Source organism: Microseira sp. BLCC-F43 (genome assembly GCF_041929235.1).
Classification (GTDB): domain Bacteria; phylum Cyanobacteriota; class Cyanobacteriia; order Cyanobacteriales; family Aerosakkonemataceae; genus Microseira.
Window position 1 is genome coordinate 43,774 of sequence record NZ_JBHFNP010000270.1, and the last position, 18,621, is coordinate 62,394.

Annotated in this window: 29 protein-coding genes; 17 read left to right on the top strand and 12 right to left on the bottom strand. The window is 44.8% G+C overall.

Annotated elements, in window-relative coordinates; genetic code table 11:
- The first annotated feature begins 13 nt into the window (after nucleotides 1-13).
- From ACE1CM_RS35460 to ACE1CM_RS35475, 4 genes are all read left to right on the top strand, one after another.
- The gene (locus ACE1CM_RS35460) at nucleotides 14-136 is read left to right on the top strand and encodes a PEP-CTERM sorting domain-containing protein (protein WP_374883602.1); all 123 of its coding nucleotides are present in this window, start codon (nucleotides 14-16) and stop codon (nucleotides 134-136) included.
- Nucleotides 137-252: 116 nt separating this feature from the next.
- Entirely contained in the window at nucleotides 253-546 is a 294-nt protein-coding gene (locus tag ACE1CM_RS35465; protein ID WP_374883603.1) for a hypothetical protein, read from the top strand.
- A 20-nt stretch (nucleotides 547-566) separates the two neighbouring features.
- Complete coding sequence (locus ACE1CM_RS35470; protein WP_374883604.1) at nucleotides 567-758, top strand: hypothetical protein; 192 nt, start codon at nucleotides 567-569, stop codon at nucleotides 756-758.
- Nucleotides 759-1,176: 418 nt separating this feature from the next.
- Nucleotides 1,177-1,431 (top strand): type II toxin-antitoxin system VapC family toxin, encoded by a 255-nt coding sequence (locus tag ACE1CM_RS35475; RefSeq protein WP_374883605.1) that lies wholly within the window; start codon nucleotides 1,177-1,179, stop codon nucleotides 1,429-1,431.
- On the opposite strand, the gene ACE1CM_RS35480 is transcribed toward ACE1CM_RS35475, so the two are convergent.
- The 3 genes from ACE1CM_RS35480 to ACE1CM_RS35490 all read right to left on the bottom strand — a co-directional run bounded on the left by ACE1CM_RS35480 (nucleotide 1,398) and on the right by ACE1CM_RS35490 (nucleotide 2,636).
- Nucleotides 1,398-1,880: a DUF3368 domain-containing protein gene (locus tag ACE1CM_RS35480; protein WP_374883606.1), complete on the bottom strand. Its 483-nt coding sequence runs from the start codon at nucleotides 1,878-1,880 to the stop codon at nucleotides 1,398-1,400. The genes ACE1CM_RS35475 and ACE1CM_RS35480 overlap by 34 nt on opposite strands.
- Entirely contained in the window at nucleotides 1,877-2,275 is a 399-nt protein-coding gene (locus ACE1CM_RS35485; RefSeq protein ID WP_374883607.1) for a UPF0175 family protein, read from the bottom strand. The genes ACE1CM_RS35480 and ACE1CM_RS35485 overlap by 4 nt, the downstream gene beginning before the upstream one ends.
- A 103-nt stretch (nucleotides 2,276-2,378) precedes the next feature.
- Nucleotides 2,379-2,636 (bottom strand): hypothetical protein, encoded by a 258-nt coding sequence (locus ACE1CM_RS35490; RefSeq protein WP_374883609.1) that lies wholly within the window; start codon nucleotides 2,634-2,636, stop codon nucleotides 2,379-2,381.
- Between the two features lie 280 nt (nucleotides 2,637-2,916).
- Between ACE1CM_RS35490 and ACE1CM_RS35495 the strand changes: the two genes are divergently transcribed.
- A complete protein-coding gene (locus ACE1CM_RS35495; protein WP_374883610.1) occupies nucleotides 2,917-3,651 on the top strand; it encodes a C-type lectin domain-containing protein in 735 nt (244 codons plus the stop codon).
- A gap of 93 nt (nucleotides 3,652-3,744) precedes the next feature.
- Complete coding sequence (locus ACE1CM_RS35500; RefSeq protein WP_374883611.1) at nucleotides 3,745-4,437, top strand: PEP-CTERM sorting domain-containing protein; 693 nt, start codon at nucleotides 3,745-3,747, stop codon at nucleotides 4,435-4,437.
- Nucleotides 4,438-4,470: 33 nt separating this feature from the next.
- On the opposite strand, the gene ACE1CM_RS35505 is transcribed toward ACE1CM_RS35500, so the two are convergent.
- Nucleotides 4,471-4,617 (bottom strand): hypothetical protein, encoded by a 147-nt coding sequence (locus ACE1CM_RS35505; protein WP_374883612.1) that lies wholly within the window; start codon nucleotides 4,615-4,617, stop codon nucleotides 4,471-4,473.
- Nucleotides 4,618-4,644: 27 nt separating this feature from the next.
- Here ACE1CM_RS35505 and ACE1CM_RS35510 point away from each other — a divergent pair, with 27 nt between their 5' ends.
- From ACE1CM_RS35510 to ACE1CM_RS35520, 3 genes are read left to right on the top strand one after another with little or no spacing between them, the layout of a single operon-like run.
- The gene (locus ACE1CM_RS35510) at nucleotides 4,645-5,460 is read left to right on the top strand and encodes a PEP-CTERM sorting domain-containing protein (protein ID WP_374883613.1); all 816 of its coding nucleotides are present in this window, start codon (nucleotides 4,645-4,647) and stop codon (nucleotides 5,458-5,460) included.
- 37 nt (nucleotides 5,461-5,497) lie between these two features.
- Nucleotides 5,498-6,247 carry a sugar transferase gene (locus ACE1CM_RS35515; RefSeq protein ID WP_374883614.1) on the top strand — a complete coding sequence of 250 codons (750 nt, stop codon included), beginning with the start codon at nucleotides 5,498-5,500 and terminating at the stop codon, nucleotides 6,245-6,247.
- Nucleotides 6,248-6,263: 16 nt separating this feature from the next.
- A complete protein-coding gene (locus tag ACE1CM_RS35520) occupies nucleotides 6,264-6,650 on the top strand; it encodes a helix-turn-helix domain-containing protein (protein WP_374883616.1) in 387 nt (128 codons plus the stop codon).
- On the opposite strand, the gene ACE1CM_RS35525 is transcribed toward ACE1CM_RS35520, so the two are convergent.
- On the bottom strand, nucleotides 6,647-6,808 hold the full coding sequence (locus tag ACE1CM_RS35525) for a hypothetical protein (RefSeq protein ID WP_374883617.1): 162 nt from the start codon (nucleotides 6,806-6,808) through the stop codon (nucleotides 6,647-6,649). The genes ACE1CM_RS35520 and ACE1CM_RS35525 overlap by 4 nt on opposite strands.
- 33 nt (nucleotides 6,809-6,841) lie before the next feature.
- Here ACE1CM_RS35525 and ACE1CM_RS35530 point away from each other — a divergent pair, with 33 nt between their 5' ends.
- Complete coding sequence (locus tag ACE1CM_RS35530; RefSeq protein ID WP_374883618.1) at nucleotides 6,842-7,618, top strand: DUF4058 family protein; 777 nt, start codon at nucleotides 6,842-6,844, stop codon at nucleotides 7,616-7,618.
- 121 nt (nucleotides 7,619-7,739) lie between these two features.
- On the opposite strand, the gene ACE1CM_RS35535 is transcribed toward ACE1CM_RS35530, so the two are convergent.
- The 6 genes from ACE1CM_RS35535 to ACE1CM_RS35560 form a co-directional block, all read right to left on the bottom strand.
- Complete coding sequence (locus tag ACE1CM_RS35535; RefSeq protein ID WP_374883620.1) at nucleotides 7,740-8,552, bottom strand: DUF928 domain-containing protein; 813 nt, start codon at nucleotides 8,550-8,552, stop codon at nucleotides 7,740-7,742.
- A gap of 17 nt (nucleotides 8,553-8,569) precedes the next feature.
- Nucleotides 8,570-8,734 carry a hypothetical protein gene (locus ACE1CM_RS35540; RefSeq protein WP_374883621.1) on the bottom strand — a complete coding sequence of 55 codons (165 nt, stop codon included), beginning with the start codon at nucleotides 8,732-8,734 and terminating at the stop codon, nucleotides 8,570-8,572.
- Nucleotides 8,735-8,910: 176 nt separating this feature from the next.
- Nucleotides 8,911-9,678, bottom strand: coding sequence for a DUF928 domain-containing protein (locus ACE1CM_RS35545; RefSeq protein WP_374883622.1), 768 nt, complete (start codon nucleotides 9,676-9,678; stop codon nucleotides 8,911-8,913).
- Nucleotides 9,679-9,697: 19 nt separating this feature from the next.
- Nucleotides 9,698-11,983 (bottom strand): CHASE2 domain-containing protein, encoded by a 2,286-nt coding sequence (locus ACE1CM_RS35550; RefSeq protein ID WP_374883623.1) that lies wholly within the window; start codon nucleotides 11,981-11,983, stop codon nucleotides 9,698-9,700.
- A gap of 3 nt (nucleotides 11,984-11,986) precedes the next feature.
- Nucleotides 11,987-13,105 (bottom strand): DUF1822 family protein, encoded by a 1,119-nt coding sequence (locus ACE1CM_RS35555; RefSeq protein ID WP_374883624.1) that lies wholly within the window; start codon nucleotides 13,103-13,105, stop codon nucleotides 11,987-11,989.
- Between the two features lie 2 nt (nucleotides 13,106-13,107).
- Nucleotides 13,108-13,821, bottom strand: a complete 714-nt coding sequence (locus ACE1CM_RS35560; protein ID WP_374883625.1) for a sigma-70 family RNA polymerase sigma factor — start codon at nucleotides 13,819-13,821, stop codon at nucleotides 13,108-13,110.
- A gap of 475 nt (nucleotides 13,822-14,296) precedes the next feature.
- Here ACE1CM_RS35560 and ACE1CM_RS35565 point away from each other — a divergent pair, with 475 nt between their 5' ends.
- From ACE1CM_RS35565 to ACE1CM_RS35590, 6 genes are all read left to right on the top strand, one after another.
- A complete protein-coding gene (locus ACE1CM_RS35565) occupies nucleotides 14,297-15,430 on the top strand; it encodes a PEP-CTERM sorting domain-containing protein (RefSeq protein WP_374883626.1) in 1,134 nt (377 codons plus the stop codon).
- A gap of 81 nt (nucleotides 15,431-15,511) precedes the next feature.
- Complete coding sequence (locus ACE1CM_RS35570) at nucleotides 15,512-15,874, top strand: late competence development ComFB family protein (RefSeq protein WP_374883627.1); 363 nt, start codon at nucleotides 15,512-15,514, stop codon at nucleotides 15,872-15,874.
- 73 nt (nucleotides 15,875-15,947) lie between these two features.
- Nucleotides 15,948-16,751: a creatininase family protein gene (locus ACE1CM_RS35575; protein ID WP_374883628.1), complete on the top strand. Its 804-nt coding sequence runs from the start codon at nucleotides 15,948-15,950 to the stop codon at nucleotides 16,749-16,751.
- Nucleotides 16,752-16,785: 34 nt separating this feature from the next.
- Nucleotides 16,786-17,088 carry a hypothetical protein gene (locus ACE1CM_RS35580; RefSeq protein ID WP_374883629.1) on the top strand — a complete coding sequence of 101 codons (303 nt, stop codon included), beginning with the start codon at nucleotides 16,786-16,788 and terminating at the stop codon, nucleotides 17,086-17,088.
- A complete protein-coding gene (locus ACE1CM_RS35585) occupies nucleotides 17,085-17,249 on the top strand; it encodes a hypothetical protein (protein WP_374883630.1) in 165 nt (54 codons plus the stop codon). The genes ACE1CM_RS35580 and ACE1CM_RS35585 overlap by 4 nt, the downstream gene beginning before the upstream one ends.
- 25 nt (nucleotides 17,250-17,274) lie before the next feature.
- Nucleotides 17,275-17,625, top strand: coding sequence for a type II toxin-antitoxin system VapC family toxin (locus ACE1CM_RS35590; RefSeq protein ID WP_374883632.1), 351 nt, complete (start codon nucleotides 17,275-17,277; stop codon nucleotides 17,623-17,625).
- A gap of 15 nt (nucleotides 17,626-17,640) precedes the next feature.
- On the opposite strand, the gene ACE1CM_RS35595 is transcribed toward ACE1CM_RS35590, so the two are convergent.
- Complete coding sequence (locus ACE1CM_RS35595; protein WP_374883633.1) at nucleotides 17,641-18,081, bottom strand: DUF29 domain-containing protein; 441 nt, start codon at nucleotides 18,079-18,081, stop codon at nucleotides 17,641-17,643.
- A 350-nt stretch (nucleotides 18,082-18,431) separates the two neighbouring features.
- On the opposite strand from ACE1CM_RS35595, the gene ACE1CM_RS35600 reads away from it, so the two are divergent.
- A partial coding sequence (locus ACE1CM_RS35600) for a UPF0175 family protein (RefSeq protein WP_374883634.1) occupies nucleotides 18,432-18,621 on the top strand: 190 nt, incomplete at its 3' end.

The following is an 18,621-nucleotide window of genomic DNA, read 5'->3' on the forward strand; positions in this document are numbered from 1 at the left end:
TTCTTTCACACTTATGGCAGTTCCTGAACCTATCACCACATTACTTGGCTCAGGGTTAGCTCTGGGATTTGGAGGTTTACTAAAACGAGAATATTCAAAAAAACAAAGGAAGCTTAAAGACAAGAAAATAAGCTAACCTTGCCTAGTATGGGTTTCATAGCTTTACTGTTTTTTGTCTAACCTTTAATAAACTTTTATGAAACTCAATCAGTTATCTTTTCTCTGTAGTACGAGGCCATACCTTTTACCATCATGAACTCGCTAAAGCTTTTACACAATCCCAAATATTGGCTCGTGGGAATAGCAGTCAGCTTAATTGCTATTCACCTAACTTTAGTCAGTAAAACTGCACCCACTTTCTTTCTGGGTACAAGTATTCTGTTTTGGCTGGCTGTAGCTTCCCGCATCTGGGAAAAACGCGACACTTTAAGCCTAAAAAGTGAAAAATTCTCCAGCTTTCTGGGTGCAACAATTATTATCTGTTTCAAATTAACGCACAAGTTGAGCAGCAGCGATCGCAACTTCAACAGTTTCAAACTCAATTAAACAATGCTTCAACCGCAGAGTTGACTAATTTTGCCAGTCGTTTAAACAACCAAGGCAACTCACCGGAAATTAAAGATGCTCAAGATCCAGAAAAGTTAAAAAGCCAGTTGTCTTCAGAAATCGCCAAAGCAGAACAAACATTGAACGCACAATCAACAAGCGGGCAAATCAGCGCCAAGCGCTGGCAAAAAATGCGATTAAATGGTTCTTAGGAGCGATTGTATCGAGCGTTCTGTTTATTCGTCTTTGGCAAGAGACTCGCTGGGCACGACGACGGAAGAAATTCAGTTATTAAGCTCATCTCTTTGGTGGTTTTACTCAGATATTGCATCAGTCTCATAGCCCGCCCGGAAATCAATTTCCGGGCTAATAGCAAAAGTCCACTTAAGTGGACTGAAAGACTTTAAAGATCGGTATTTAACCCAAGTTGCTAGTTATAAGCTTAACCTTTGGAGACCCCCCTAAATCCCCCTTAGTAAGGGGGACTTTAAATCGATTTACCTGCTTAAAAAGGCGGGAAATCCCTCTTACTTTCTCTTAAGCCCCCCGTGTGTTGGGGGGTTGGGGGGATCGCTTTTATAACTAGCAACTTGAGTTATTGGAATTACTATCATCACAAAAGTTGAAGTTTTGCGGGGACGGATTGATTACCTGCTCAAAGCTGAAACAGGGGTTGACTTGTTGAAAGCACAAGAGCTTTTATTCCGTACAGAAGAATTACTGAACAAGCTTCTAATTGTGCCGATCAGTCAGGTAGCAGCAGAACAGTTCGATCGCCTACGTGTCACCCCGAAACTACGCAAGATTGGACGAGCAGATTTGTTAATCGCCAGTATCGCTTTGGCAAATCGCTATTCCTTTGCCGAATTAAGTACTTGCTGGTAGAGCTGTTGACTTATACGTTTACCATTAGCAATGAGATCATCTAAAACTTCTTTAACATTAGGGATCAAACCTTGTTGTTTGGCAAGTAATAGTATGCCAACGGTGCCGACAACGGGTAAGTTTCGAGATTCAGCTTCTCTTCTAGCTGGCGAATCATCTATCAACAATCTATCTGCACCTAATTCTTCAGCTAAGATAATTGCTCCACACTCACCCCAACCAAGTCTTGTAGTATTCTTTAGGTTTAAAACTTTTTGGGAGTCGCTAACCATTCGTACCTCAATCCACTTAGCTAATGGGACTTCTGTTGTTGCTGGATGAGTTCCTGTAGTGACTTCATTGTAAACCTCTTGAGGAATGATTACTTGTCCAAAAATATCTTTGAGTAAATTCAGTTGTCCGATTTTAGACAATTCGCTTAGAGGTGTGGTGTCTGAAATAATAATCACTGCTTGTATTTCTCCAGCATCCGAGCTGTTTCATTCACTTCACGCTCTAATTCTTCGGGTGTATAATCTGGAAACACTGAAATGCCATACTCACCCATTAAATCAAACAAATCTACGCGAGGCATCCCTAATATTTCTGCTGCTCTTCCGGTGCTGATATCTCCATGTCTCAAGAGCGTCATTACATAGGCTTCTTTCGCTTTGCTTTCTGCTTCTTGCCTATGGGTATCTGGTATATCTCGCACCGGGATAGTAAAATTAACTTCAATCTGAGGTGTTTTACTGTCTGAAGTGGCTGCTTCTTTACCCTGATGAACCACTAATAATTGCTCGATTTTTTCCCAGTCTTGATAATCAATTAACACGGCAACTAAACGGTTTTGTTCATCTGTCACTATTTTTTTTGTTTGTGGTATCATAATGATTGAATAAAATTACTTATTTTACTATAGCTTGTTCTCAGTAAAAGTAACTCAAATTCTGTAGATGGCAAGGTTGTCAAGGGTCATAGCTACCTTGGTAACTGCTATAGATGCGGTAGCCTGGAAGAACTAAGGCAATGCCAATTGGGCTGTGAATTGTTCCCGGATAGCTTTCTTCCGGTAAGCTACCGCCGATGCGAATCTTGATGGCACCTAGCCAAATGTAGAGTCCTGGAATCAAAGTATCTAGACTGTACGCGATCGCTCGCATTTGAGGATCGGGGAGATTAATCGGTTTTAATGATGGTTGCTTTTCTGGTTCGGATATGGACATGGAACTGATTCCCATGTGAGACGACTAGAAGATTAATGTTGTTGATTATACTTTGTTATTTGGCGATCGCCTCCCTAATATAAACTTTTGTAAAAATTTCCAGCCGCTGCGAAAAAGTTGAATTTTGGCAGATATCTAAATTAGATGCGATCGCGCATTGCTCAAATTGAGTGCATCTATACCCGCGTGAATGCGATCGCTAGTTGATCGAGATTAGCTCATCTCCAAAAGCATGAGTGGTTTCTCTTACTATTTCAGAATCACAAGGAGGATGTTGCATATGTCTGGCTTAAGAAAATCCACAAAGCTTAAGCAACGGTTTCTTTCCATGTTAAATCGGGGTTTAGTTTTAGCAGCCCTACCCTTGATGCTAGTGTCTCTAATACCCAAAAGGGTACAAGCGACTGTTTTGTTTAATTCAGCGACAGGACACTACTACGAATTTGTTCCTGGTCGTTTCACTTGGAATGAGGCAAAATCTGCTGCTGAAACAAGAATTTTCAACAATCTCCAAGGTTATTTGACGACAATTACTTCTCAAGTCGAAATGGACTTTATTGTCTCGAACTTAATCTTGCCTGACTTTCCCAATCCTCCTGTTCCCCCTGGAGCTTGGACTAATTTTGATGCTTGGGGGTGGATTGGTGCTAGCGATGCCGAACAAGAAGGAATCTGGAAATGGGTAACAGGACCAGAAGCGGGAACAATATTTTGGTCAGGGGGAGCGGCAGTTAACAGTGCCTATTCAAACTGGAGTCTTGGCGAACCTAATAATTTGGGGAACGAAGATTATGCACACCTAGACTACAGACCAATTCCTGGTACGTGGAATGACTGGACGGGTTTTGCACGTCAAGGTTATTACGTGGAGTACGGTACTTCTAATCCGGATGAATCTGTATCTGTTCCTGAATCTAATTCTGCATTAGGTTTATTTGCATTTGGTGCGCTAGGTGTAGCTTCGCTGCTGAAACGCAAACAGCAACAGCAAGTAAATGGTAGCGGTTTCAGGTAGTTTCTTCACTAGCGCGATCGCATCACATACCCAGAATATGCGATCGCGCTGATTCGCTGCATTAATTCCAATTAACGATAAGGAGATTTTTTCATGTCTGCTTTCCAAACACCCAAAGTTATGTTAATGGCATCTGCCATGCTTGGTTTTGCCGCTAGTCCCAGCCTCGCTATTACCATAAATTTTGATAACCTGAGTGGGGCAATGACTTTTTATGCAGGGAATCCAGTTCCTTCACAGGCACGTATATCGAATCAGTTTTTAGAGACATCAGGCGTTAGCTTCAGCTCAGACAGTTCTGGCAATTCTGGAGTAGCTCTTGTTAATTTAGGATTCGGTCATGCAGTGAGTGGAAGCAATGGAATTGGAGCCATCAAGAATGGCATATTAAGCTACTCCGATCCAATTTTTGCTAGCTTTTTTATGCCATCAAATCCTGCTATAAAAGCAGTAACCAACTTTGTCTCTATTAAGCCAGACAGGTGGCCTGACCCGACGAGATCGCTATTAATTGAAGCATTTGGAGTTGATGGGAATTTGTTAGGAAGTTTTTCGGCACAAGATTCATCTACTCTGAGCATTTCTGCGACTGGAATTCATTCTGTAAAAATTACTGGGAATGGTACTGCTGCTTTCGACGATTTCACCTTTAATCAAGTCACTGCTGGCGAATCTCAATCTGTCCCTGAACCTACTTCTGCATTGGGTTTATTAGCGTTGGCTGCATTCGGCGCTAGTTCGCTGTTGAAATGCAAAAAACCTGCTTCAGGTAGCAGTTTCAACTGATTTATTCACTCGCGCGATCGCCCCACATACAAATCATATGCGATCGCACTTACTTCCTTGAGCAATGCGATCGCCTCCCGAATATAAACTTTTGTAACAATATCTCAGCCGCCGCGAAAAACTTGAATTTTGGCAGATATCTAAATTAGATGCGATCGCCGATTGAAGACATTGATGCATCTATCCTTGCGTAAATGCGATCGCTCATTGAACAGATTAGCTCATCTTGAAGAATTACAAGGACGATTTTTCATGTCAATTTTCCAAACATCCAAAATCATGTTAATGGCAACTGCCATTGTTGGTTTCGCTGCTAGTCCCAGTCTTGCTCTGACTTTCAACGCTGCCGCTGACTTTTCTACAACTAATAATCCTAATGGTGTTTGGCGCTATGGGTGGTCGCAAACACTTGGATCTGTTTTCAATCAACTCAGCCAAACTGATACTGTATGTGATGGAAAACTTAACAGATGGATAGGCTCTTTCTCAAGCAATCCCTACTGGGACAATCCCGCTGTCGGACACAACAACACCGGAAGCACATTAAACTGTGGTACAGGGCAACTCCCAGGAGATGAAGTCTTGTTGCATCCTGGTGCAAATGGGCAATATAGTATTCTTCGTTGGGTTGCGCCTGAAACAGGAACTTACTCACTTTCTACAAAGTTTGCTGGAGCAGACTTTGTAGGTCCAACAACGACGGATGTCCATGTTCTTCGGAATGGTATTTCGATTTTCAACGATTTAGTTAACGGTTTTGGTGCTGCCAGTGCTAAGTCATTTATAAATACTCTATCACTTAATACTGGCGATATCATAGACTTTGCTGTAGGCTTTGGCAGCAACCAAACTTTTTGGTTTGACACTACAAGTGTTGCTGCCACTATTTCAACTTCAACTCCAACGCCACCAGCAAGCGTTCCCGAACCCACTTCTGCGTTGAGTTTATTGGCTTTTGGTGTCTTTGGTGCAGGTTTTTTATTGAGACGCAAACAACCTGCGTCAGGTAGCAGTTTGAACTGATTGATTCACTCGCGCGATCGCACCACATCCAAATCATATGCGATCGCCATTACTCTTCACATCTACCCCCATCTTCTCTTCCTATGATTTACCTCTTCATGGTTCCTCAAATATGCTCACAACTCCAACAATTAAACCAACTCTTTTCCCTTCATCACCTTTCCGATTATTCCCCACAACTCACCTCTCCACTCGCTGCATTTTTAAACGCTCGTTAGATATTGTAGGCAGTATCGTAGGACTGCTAATTCTAGCCATATTATTTATCCCCATTGCCATTGCCATCAAACTAGATAGTCCTGGTTCTATCATTTACCGGCAAAAGCGCTGCGGACTGAGAGGTCGTCCCTTTACCATTTATAAATTTCGCACAATGGTCAACAATGCCGACGCCTTGAAATCTGAGATTCAAAACGAAGCCAGTGGAGCAATCTTTAAGAATAAGAATGACCCGCGCATCACCAGAGTCGGTCGTTTTTTGCGCCGTACCAGTTTGGACGAACTACCGCAGTTTTGGAATGTTTTGGTGGGAAAAATGAGTTTAGTTGGCACTCGTCCGCCCAGCTTCGATGAAGTTATTTATTATAGCGATCGCCATTGGTGCAGGTTAAATGTTAAACCCGGTATAACAGGCGAATGGCAGGTCAACGGTCGTTCTGTTGTCAATGATTTTGAACAAATTGTTACATTAGATTTGCGTTACCAAAAACGGTGGAGTCTTTGGTATGACCTGTGGTTGATTCTCAAGACAATTTGGGTAGTAATTACCCGACAAGGAGCTTTTTAAGGAACGGCTAAAGACTATGGCAAGAACACCAGGAATTCGAGTGTCTCCAGAGCATATCCCAACAGTGAAACATGCTCTATATCGTCGCTTTGCTCGCCAAATAGATTTGGCTGAAGCGATAGGCGTTTCTCGTTCTACGATGACTAGCTATTTCAATGGCAAACCCGTTTCACCCACAAACTTTATCGAAATTAGCAATAAATTAGGGCTAGATTGGCAAGGGATAATGCTGACGCAACGCTTGGCGATCGCTTACCCAGACCACAACAAGTGTGACCCCAATCCCTTGCTACTTTCTGATGAAATTATGCAAGAATATGCTTGGTTTTTTGAACAAAAATTACTGGTCATACTAATTGCCATGTTGAGAGAAAATGCCAGATGCCACTGGGGAAATGACTAACTGATGAGATAAAAAGAACCAACATCCCCTGGGGAGGCAGCAGCCCACCGCATCTCGTTCTCCGGGCTTACGCCTGGGAACGAGAGGAAAGGAGGCTCTTGCCTCCTGTGGCGATCGCATCGCTGGCGACGATCGATCTGGATGCCAACCAGTACCATAGATATATGTCTCTGACTTAGTGGAACTGTCCTATGCGATCGCCCTGGCCTGGAATGAATCCCTATCTCGAAAATCCAGAATTGTGGTCAGCTGTGCATAATCGTTTAATTGTAGCGATCGCAGATGATTTGGTCGATCGTCTCAGCGAGAAATATCGAGTCGAAATAGAAAAACGGACTTACTTCAGCAACGATGCAGAAAGCGTTTTAGTTGGCATTTCCGATGTCGCGGTGCTAACTAGCAGAACAGCAGAAACTACCTCATCTATTGCTACTCTATCCTTGTCCGTTCAACCTGAGAAGGTGACAGTTCCAATGGCAGAAGAAGTGAACGAGCGGTATCTCGAAATTCGAGAAGTTGCTACAGGTATCGTCGTTACCACAATCGAACTTTTGTCTCCCAAAAATAAGCGTTCCGGTGAAGGGCGCATAGCCTACGATCGCAAACGAAATCAAGTTTTAACCAGCGCTACTCATCTAGTTGAAATCGATCTGTTGCGAGGTGGTAAACCCTTTCCGATTGAAAGTCAAAACTTGGGGGATTATCGCATTTTAATTTGTCGTGGCGATCGGCGACCCACGGGAGAATTGTATGCCTTCAGCTTGCGCCAGCCAATCCCACCCGTGCCGATTCCTCTCTCTGCCGGTGAGGTGGAGCCAATTTTAGATTTACAACCCTTGCTCAACCGCGTTTACGAAAAAGGGCGGTATCATTTAGCAATCGATTACACCCAGCCACCACAACCGCCACTGTCCGAGGCAGATAGCCAGTGGGCAGAAACATTGCTGAGAGGGCGAGATGCACAATAAAGTTTCAATTGCATTACCCCGTCAGGAGGCTCTGCCTCCCAGATCTCGTTCTCCGGGCTTACGCCTGGGAACGAGAGGGAGAGGAAAGTGGGCTGCTGCCTCGTCTAGCAACTTACGTTAATTAAGGCGTGCAGCAAGGCACAAGACGCTGGGAAATTATCTCCTTCAAACTAACATCTGGATCTTGCAATAAAGCAACCCAATCATCAGCGAGTTGAGCATCTTGGGGATTGGCACGGCGGAGTGCAGCCAGTTCGGTAATAGTCTCGTACCAAAAGCCTTTTTTAGCAAAAATCAGCACCCGCTCTCTTGGCTTGGCTTGCTGCAATTGACTCGCCAATTCGGGTGTCAATGCCACTCGTTCTATCCACCCGCTAGCGTGCATTTCATTATCCATATTACCCGAGAAAATCACCCATTGATATTGCTTGCCAATTTCCAATCTAGGCGCTGTTTTCGGGAGAGTAATATGCATAATTCCTTCTGTTTGAGTCAGCGCCAAAGTGGTTTGATAAACTACTTTTTGATTCTCATCGATTAGCTCTAATTTGATAGTGCTGGTTGAGGAAGTTTGACGCTTCAGATAAAACCAAAAAGTGGGATATTCAGCAGTAGTCCATCCATATTTATTCACAGGAACTAGAGCCAACAATTCCTCCGATCCCCGGCTACCTGCGTCGTTGCGATCGCCAGGTGCCCCTCGCTGTGGCGGATCGTATTCTAGCCTTGTCGGTGATGGCGGGTGATTTCGACCACCTGCATCTTGGCGATCGCTAAGTGCCCCTGTTGTTGTCGGGTTGAATTCTGGGGTTGATTTGTCTTGTCGGATGGGCATCTTGCCCATCCTTGGTGCTGCTAAGCTGGGCTGAACAATTGTCAAAGCCAGAAATAAGTTAACTGATATCTGCCTCAAGAACAGTTTGTAGTTGCTCATCCCATTCGGATCGGGGTTCATTTATAGGTATAGCGCCGTGCGATCGCTGCGAAAGGGGTATCTAGCACTACACCCAGTTCCATCACTTTTCCGGAAAGATTGCCATCCTCAAACAGGCAGGCGGGACACCACCCCACAACCAGGCCAAAAACCGGGTTTCTTTTTAGATCTGTAGCTGACAAATCAACGATTTTTCCGAGAAACCCGGTTTCTTTGCATCATACCAAATCCGGGCCAACGACCCCTTTATTCTTATAGACCGCGCAGGCGGTCTTTGTTTGTATAGCCGCGACTTCAGTCGTTCGGCATCAAAGGGGTAATCAAAGCGGATTTAGTATCAGTCCTGTTTTGGAGATATCTATTCTTCAGGCGTACAACAAGGAAGAAAAGGTTCTGCAACAATCTTGTCCAAACGCACCAACCGATGTTGCAACAAAGCCGCCCAATCAGCAGCAATTTCAGCATCCTGGGGATGGGTGCGACGCAGTTCAGCTAATTCAGTTAAAGTCTCGTACCAGATGCCATTTTGAGCAAAAATTAGCACCCGCTGCCGTGGTGTTGCAGTTGCTAATTGACTGACAATTTCGGGTTTGAGTGCCACCCGTTCAACCCATCCGTAGCGGGTAAGATCTTCGCTACGGAACACCCATTGATATTTCCTACCAATTTCCAAAGGAGGCGCTGTTTTGGGCAGACGAAAATTTACAATTCCTTTTCCTTGGGTGATTTCAAAAGTAGTTCGGTAGATAACTTGTTTGTTTTCATTCCGCAGTATTAACTGTATTGATAAGCGAGATGAAATGCGAGTCGGCACGTAAAGCCAGAAAGTCGGATACTCGGCAGCAGTCAATCCCAAATTAGTGGCAGGGCTAATAGCTGAGATATCATAAGGACTCCGACTCCCTGCATCTCCCCGATCCCCTGGTGCGCCTCGCATTGGCGGGTCGTATTGTAGCGTTGTCGGGAATGGCGGGTGATTGCGGCTGCCTCCGTCTGTGCGATCGCTTGGCATTCCTTGCGTTGGCGGGTCGTATTTTAGCGTCGCGGCTAAGTTAGGTTGAATAATGATTAAAACCAAAAATAAGTTAAGCGAGATCTGCCTCAATAGCAGTTTACCTTTGCTCATACCATCTTGAACCTTTCTACTATTGTCGCTGTTGGTAAATTATGTAAGCGAACCCACTCCCCCCAGTCATCACTAATGCCAAACCTGAAGGCACTAGCGGTACCCATCCACCCTGGGTTAAAACAACAAAACAGACTCCATACAAAACACCAACAGCTACAGCAGCAGCTAGTATCAAATCCGGTAGTCTGCGAACCTTCCAAGCGATTAAACCCCCAGCTATTGACCAACCCCAAATCCAGAACATTTCTCCCCACCAATTCCACACCCACAACAAAGGTCTTCCATCCAAAACAGCAGCCAGAATCTGACTCACCATTTGCGCCTGCACCAGAACACCCGGCATTTTCTGGTAAGGCCAATTACTCGTACTGTAAGGTGTGGAAAAATCATCGGCAGAAATGGCAGCATTCATGCCGATTAAGACAATGCGGTTTTTCACCCAATCCGGATTCAACCGACCCGATAAAACCTCTGTTATTTTAACTCGCCTTGCTACCTGTTTGCGGTAATTTAGTATTACTTGAAAACCGCGAAAATCTAAATTTTGGTAAGCCCCTACATTCATTTCTAAAGGAGTGAATATAACTTTACCCAGTTGCATCCTATCTCCAGAAAGATTGCGCGGTTGGATGCCTTTTTTTGCTAAATAATGCAGTGCCACTCTAGCACTGAAAGAATGCTCTGTGGCACAAGGATCGCTGCGGAGGGGTTGCATAAATAATAGATGGCGGCGGAGAATGCCGTCCGGGTCTACCACCACATCGCTAAATCCCAAGCGGTTTTTTGGCAGGTTAGGGGGTGGTGCAATTCCAGGTTTATTGGCGTTGCTGACTTGCTTAGCGCTGCAAAGACCGATCAGGTGTTGATTTTGCTCAAAATGCTTGGCTAATGCTCCACGACCGGCTGTGGCGCGATCTCGAAAAATATCCAAACCAATGATACGCGGTTGATGGGGTTTCAACTTATCTACAACTTGAGCTAAAACCGCATCTGGCAAGGGAAAACCATATCGATTAATTTCCTCTTCCGTTGCTTCAACTACCAACAGGCGCGCATCTACCCCTTCATCCGGACGCAGTCTCAGCATTTGGTCAAACGCTTGCCACTCCCATAACTGAAGCATTCCCATCTGTCGCAACACCAACAACAAAATGGTGACCGCCACACTACCAATCAAAACAGTTTTAAGTGTGAGGTAGTCAATTCGGCGCAACTGCTGCCAAGTTGGAGGTTCTACACCAGGATTTTGGCAAATAACTGGCAACCAAGTAGCACAAACAAATTCATCTTCCAGTGGTTCTAATTTTTCCCTTGCTTCCCTTACTGCTAAATAGAAAGACTCGCCACCCGCAAAAGCTGCTAAAAAATTCTCTAAAAACGCCGTCGCTACCTCATCTGATACTGGTTCTCGCATCACAATCGTTTGCGGAATCTGCAGATCGGCCAACTGATTTGCCAATCCCAATCCATCGCAAGAGTTAAAAATTGCTAGCTGCAACCCCCGTTCAATAGCATTTCTCAAAGCATTGTTAAACTGAGAAATTGTTAATCTCTCAGTTTGATTGAGATAAATCCAACCCGTATCTCCCTCGGTTTGACTGTGGCCTGCAAAAAAAAGAATATCCCAGCCTTGTTTATCCCACAAATATCGATTTAAATCTCGGCGTCGAGGTTGATTCAGACAAACCAGTTCCGCCCCCGGTAACCTTTCTAGCAACTTGCGGTCTATCTCAATATCAATACCATCGCTACTGCCAAAAATTGCTAAAATTCTCACTTTCCCAGCAGGAGTGCGATAGGGGGGTGGCTCAAAATTTACCGTACCCAAGGCGATTTCAGCTTTCGGGTAATCCTTCAAGAAATTCCACAACTGCCAGGGAATTCGCCGCAACTGGTTATCCTTGGTTTCCACAATTATCCGAATTTCGTCAGCTGGTTTTAACTTCAGGTATAATTTGGTTTTAATCTGCTCAAAATCTGTCGAATTTAACCAATTATTGAGCAATGTTTTTAACTGCTGGCACAATTCGCTGAATTCGACTTCAGAAACATTAGTCACATCGGATGTATCGATTTCAAACTCTTTATTTGGACTGCGAATTCGCCAAAAAAGACGTTGATAGAGTTCCTCATAGAGAATCCGCCAACGTCTGTAACATTCTGCAATTTCTGGTGCTGCTGGTAAACTGCCAGAAACTTGCGTAGGACAAGAGTTGCCAGACATCCAAATCCGGGCGCTGACGTTTGTCAAACCGCTTTCCAAGTTACCCTGTCCGAGGCTCAATATGACTAATTTAGTCATTTGTTAGACCGTAAAGTCTTCTGTTATGTTGAGATCGTCTAGATGCACTTGGATGCTAAAGCAAGTTCCCCGTTGGGTTTTAAACCGCCTTAGTTGAATGAAGTTATCCTGACTGCGAGATGCGACTTCTTGAACAGTTTCCCCTGTTTGAGAGAGCATCACCAATTTCAGATTGGGGGGCAAATATTTTTCCAGAGTTGGATGCACCTGCACGCTAATCCCCACTTTTTCATTTTCCTCCGATGTCAGTGCCATTAGCAAGACCACCGACTGATTTCCCAGTTGAATGCCTAAATCGATCAACTTGGCTGCTTTAATGCTGGATTTTGTAGCATCTCTCTGCTCAAAACATTTCAGATTGGCAGCAGAGAAACTTTTATTGTTGGTTGTGAGCGATCGCTCGCTTCCTAGAAACCCGGTTTCTTGGGAGCGAGTTTCATCTAGGAAGAAACCGGGATTCCGAGCAGATTTTCTGAGCATGGGCGCTAAATTGGCAGCGTTTGAGCTTAAAAGCGCTTCCAAGCTTTGCCAACCTGTGGCAAAAATATTCTGGAACCATTGACTTAACTTAACTGCTGGAACTGGCGCTACTATTGGCAACTCCAGACGTTCCAGATATGCGAGTAAGTCATCAATCGTTTGCAATTGGTTGATATATAGTTCGCTTGTTGCTGTTTTTTCCACAAACCCCAACAGGGTGGCTTCTTGACGCAAATCGTCAATCGCAACGACTACGATACCAATTCTGTCATCCGGCATTTCTGGTGGAATATAGCAGATTGGCTGACCTGATTTTTGCCAGCAGGTAGCTGGAATCGGACGACATTCCAACTGTCCCAATCGGGTCAATTTCAGATCGGCTGCATCGTGATAAATTCGTATGGCTGGGTTCCAACTGTCGCTAGCTTTCAAGTCAGTTGGAATATCCATCATTTGCATGTAGTCATGGACTGCACAGACAGCCAAAGTATTGAAATATACCTGTTGTTGCTTTTCGGGGGTTAGCTGTTGATCGGCAAACTGCCGCGCTATCCGCACTGCTGCGGTTGTAATCGGCAGGGGGATAGATTTTTCTAAGATATGGTTAATGGTGCGGGTCATAACGGGTAAGGTTCTATTCACTTCTAATCCAGATATCCCTGTTTTTGAGCAAATTTTCGCAGGCGGGGCAAACATTCGCGCTTGTAAAAATTGGCAACGGTGGACAGGGGTATGCCAAATTCTTGTGCGATCGCTTTCCAAGTCATTTCTGGCGGGAGGCGTCGCAGAAGTATCACCTGGCAAGTCACGTGGGGATATCCTTTAACTTGCGTCGCGCTTAACTCTCCATCTGGATCCGTCGCCACCCATTCGTAAGTTTCTGCCAAAATCAGCGGAATGTCGGGACAAGCTGGCAAATTGTCGATTAGTTCAATCGTATCTCCTGCTGCTGTCGGAAAGTTAAAAACAGTCCTGTCTTGTTCCTGCTTTTGCTCTTCTCGGTAATCTTGCAGTCGCCAACGCAAGTATTTATCTAGCCAGGTAATGACGCTGCCTTTAGCAGGGTCATACCGTTCCAAATTTCGGCATAAATACAGCCAGGTTTGTTGCAGTGCATCGTTGTAATAAGGGCTGTTTTCTTGCCAAAGTTTGCCCGATTTGAGGATGCTTCGGACAATTTCGTTGAGTTTTTGTCGCCGCTGCCAGCTTTTTGGCGGGTAGGAACGCGCTGCGGCGACAAGCTGTTTCAGGCGTTGATGCAGATTATCGCTATCACATGATTTGCACCGCCAAGCAACTCTCTGGATGCATTTTGGCAATTGTCTTTCCCTCGTTGGACTCCGATCGCTTGATTTCATAACTCGCTTTCCGCCGGGTAAATGGGGTCTTATGAGTAGTTATCGGAGTTTCGCGGCAAAATTTCGCGGCAATTTGTCTATGCTAGAAACCGGGTTTCTATGAAAAATCGTCGCTTTGTAAGTAGAGATCCCAGCTGAAAACCCGGTTTCTTTGGTGCTAGAAACCCGGTTTCTCGGAAAAATCGTCGCTTTGTAAGTAGAGATCCCAGCTGGAAACCCGGTTTCTTTGGTGCTAGAAACCCGGTTTCTATGAAAAATCGTCGCTTTGTAAGTAGAGATCCCAGCTGGAAACCCGGTTTCTTTGGTGCTAGAAACCCGGTTTCTCGGAAAAATCGTCGCTTTGTAAGTAGAGATCCCAGCTGGAAACCCGGTTTCTTTGGAACGCTGATATAAATTTTTGTAACAATTGCCAGCTCCGGCGAAAATTTTGAGTTTTGACAGATATCTCAAATAGAAGCGATCGCTCGTTGAAGAGATGAGCGCATCTATACAAGCACAAGTCGTTTCTGTTGGTTCTGAAGAATTGCCAGGAGTACTTTGTATGTCATTTTTACAAAAATCGCCAATTATTCTGAGGCAGACTTTGAAACTTCCCAAACTCAAAACTTTTATCGCCATGCTAACTGTGGCAACTGTAACCTCCTTGGGCGTTCCAATTGCAGAGGCAGCCTCATTGCTCTACGTAGTGAGCGATCGCACCGACAGCGTCCTGAAGTACGACCTGGAAGGAAACTTCCTGGGGGTTCTCAATGACGGTTCGCACAGTGGGTTCAACGGAGCTATAGGCTTGGGGTTCGGCCCGGACGGTAACCTTTATCTAAGTAGAGGGTATACGAACACTATCCAACGCTACAACCAAGCAACCCAAAGCTTCGAGGTTTTTACTTCCGGCGGATCGCTAGCGGGACCCCATCAGTTTGCTTTCGGTGGTTCTGATAACGATCTCTATGTTGCCAATCATAATAACGGAACCGTGCAGAGATTTGATGGAAAAACAGGGTTATTCGAGAGCATTATTGCTTCGGGTTTGGGCAATGCAGTTGGTCTAGCAATTGACACGACTGGCAACATTTATTTCACAAGCAGAAACCAGGGTACTGTCTATAAATACGATGGAACAACCGTGTCTGTTTTTGCTGCGGGAGTTCGCGCCGAGGCGTTGCTGTTTGGGTCTGATGGCTATCTTTATGTCAGCCAAAATAGCTTTAACTACCCCAGCAATGGCAGTATCTTGCGCTACAAGACAGATGGAACACCTTTTGGGGTCGGTGGTAACACTTTAGACCCAACTTATATCCCTGGGAACGGGCAGCTTTCTGGACAACAAATGGCTTTTGGGCCAGATGGAAACTTTTACGTTGCTGATTACCGTAGTAACACTGTCCGGCGCTACAATGGTTCGACTGGCGCCTTCATTGATGTCTTTACTAAACCGGGATACAACTTAGAGGGGCCTTGGGGTCTGGCCTTCAGTTCGGAAACCGCCCCCTCAAAAAGCGTACCCGAACCTGCTTCTGTGTTGGGTTTATTAGCTTTGGGTGTGGTAGGTGCAGGTTCGCTGTTGCAGCGCAAACAGAAATCATCTGGTAGCGTTGTTGGTGATGCCTAGTTGTTTTAAATAAACTGCGATCGCATCATCCTTTTGCCTTCATGCGATCGCCTGTTATTCGCCGCTCAATTCATAACAAATATGGAACCTCTAATTTATCGCAATGCTATAGAACCGCTAGTAGCTCAAGAAGTGGAACGGCAACTCCAGAAACTGTCGCCGCAACTGGTTTCTTACATCAATCCAGCACAGATAATTGCCTATGCTCTCAATCGTTTGCCTACGCTCTATGCTACCAGTGAGGAGGGTTGGAAAAAACAACAGGAGAAAGCTAATACCGAGTTGGCTAAGGAAATTACTAACGCAGTAAAATGGGGATTGAATGTAGTTTTGCAAGACCCCTTCAAGTCTTCAACACCTTTGAGCTTGCACGAGCAAACAGGCGATAAATATGAGCGGCGAAATTCAAGCGATCGCCGATACAATTTTAGAGAACACCTGTGATATGAAGATTCTTTTCCCGAGAAAGCAGTAAAATAAAATCTAAAATCTAAAATCTAAAATCTAAAATTCCCTGATGCACGGTTTCATTCCACCAGCGCGTTTCTTCCCCTACCTCACCTGGACTGAAATCCAGGCCATGCCCGATAAAGCTAATGTAGTAATCATCCAACCCGTAGGGGCAATTGAGCAACATGGCCCCCACTTACCGCTAATAGTCGATTCTGCCATCGGTGTCGGAGTCTTGGGCAAGGCGCTGGAAAAGCTTGAACCCGATATTCCAGCATATGCCTTGCCACCTTTATACTACGGCAAATCGACCGAACACTTGCATTTTCCCGGCACCATTACTTTAAGCGCACAAACCTTGCTGGCAATTCTAAATGAAATGGCGGAAAGTATTTACCAAGCTGGGTTTCGCAAACTCGTGTTGATGAATTCCCACGGCGGGCAACCCCAGGTGATGGAAATTGCGGCGCGGGATATTCACTTAAAATATGGGGATTTTATGGTTTTCCCCCTGTTTACTTGGCGCGTACCTCATATTACTAAAGAATTGCTCGCGCCGAAAGAAGCACAGTTGGGCATTCACGCTGGAGATGCGGAAACGAGTTTGATGCTTTCTATCCTGCCAGATCAAGTGAAAATGGATAAAGCCGTTGCCGAGTATCCCAATTTGCCACAAGATACGCTGCTAAGCATGGAAGGCAGATTACCCTTTGCTTGGGCGACGAGAGATTTGAGTAAAACTGGGGTATTTGGCGATCCTACCGTGGCGACGAAGGAAAAAGGCGATCGCATCCTCGACTCAGTATCCGATGGTTGGGTGCAAGTTATTAAAGATATATATGCTTTTCAACAACCTCAAACTTTAAAATAGTTAGACAACCCGCAGCGCAATTGTATTGATTCCTATGAACTTTCCTCCTCAACTTCAACAAGATATCGAAAAATGGGCAAACATTCAGGGAATATCAACCGAACAGTTTGTTTGGCAGGCGATCGCTGAAAAAATTGCGGCTTTGAGTCAGAAAATGCCTGAAAAACATCCTGAACCCAACCCTGAATTAACAAGTATACTGCCATCCGATCAAGCAAAAATCTATCGAAAAGAAGGAATTTTAGTCTTAGATGCGGAATTACCAAAAAACTTCGATTTTAATACTTTCATAGATGAGTTACGAGAAGAACGTATTCAGGATCAAATGGCTTTATGAAAGTCTTGTTTGATACCTCTGTCTTGGTTGCTGCATTAATTGTCAATCATCCGAAGCATTCTGTTTGCTTCTCATATGATGTCCGCCTAATTACCCTGAATAAAAATCTCTCCCAAGTCACCGTGTCACCCCTCTCCCAAGTCATTCCTAACTATGGGTGATTAACCGGACATCATATCACGGCTGGTGGCAGCAGAATCTAGACAAATTCAAGGGTTTATCTCGACTCACAGCTTGGCGGAAACGTATTCTGTAATGACGCGCTTACCGATTCAGCCACGCATTACTCCCCAACAAGCTCAGAGCATTATTATAGATGTTTTGCAGTACATTGAAGTGATTCCACTCCTCTCCAATGATTATCAGATTGCAATCGATCAAATGGTAACATTAAATCTTCCAGGTGGCGGTATTTTTGATGCTCTAATTGCTCAAGCTGCTCTCAAAGCAGAGGTAGCTGTTCTCCTGACGCTTAATCCGAATCACTTCACTCGTTTGGGAGGTGCGATCGCTCCTCTTGTGCAAATCCCTGAGTAAGCGCGATCGCTTGATTCATTCCGGCAAGAATTCATCACTTAGAGCTTGTTCCAAAGTGTAGGGACAAACTTCAGGCAAATCGTCGTAATCGAGAGGCGTTTCTTGAACTACTAAGTCAGTGCCTAGTGCGTAGGAAATTGCCAGCGCTTCACTTAGATAAGGTTTAAGACTCGGATTTTCTTCCAGCAGAATAGTCAGACGGCGACGCTGTTCCCTGATTGTTGCCAACCAGCTTTTACTGCGATGATTCCTCTGGAATTGCCATTTCAGCAAATGCCCCAAAAGCACCGCCAAACGGTTTCGCAATTGCTGACGTTCCTGCTTCCCCAAACTTTCGATCTCCTCGATTATATTTTTCAAGTCAAGCTGATGCCACTTACCTTCAGACAAGAGCTTTACTTGCTCTTGTGTCCAGGCGTAGAAATCTGTTTCGTAAAGAGAGGGTGTCAAGCTCATTTCTTAGATTGGCAAGGCTTGATACATCATAACAAATTGCCACAAAAGATAGTGGCTGATGCTTAATCCGAATCACTTCACTCGTTTGGGAGGTGCGATCGATCCTCTTGTGCAAATCCCTGAGTAAGTGCGATATGCCTCCCAACCGAAAGCGCGATATGCCATCCGGCACGCGCAAGGGACGCATTTCTCTATCAAACGACGAGGTTATGCGTACGCTCTTTGATCGGATATTGGAGGAGTAAACAGCGAGCGCATTTTTTCTCTCAGCTGAATCACGCCAATAGCATCCCCCAAATCTACCTGTAACCGAAGCTAGAATAAAGTTACCGCCACTCAACAAAACTGCTATGAGCTTAACTATCCCCACTGAACTATTGCAAACAGCCAAAATGACTGAAGCAGAAATGCTCCAGGAAATCGCTATTATGCTTTATCAGCAACAGCGCATTCACCTTGAACAAGCAGCCAAACTAATCGGAATATCGAACGATGACTTCTACCAATTGCTGGCATCCCGTAATATCATCACTCCACCCA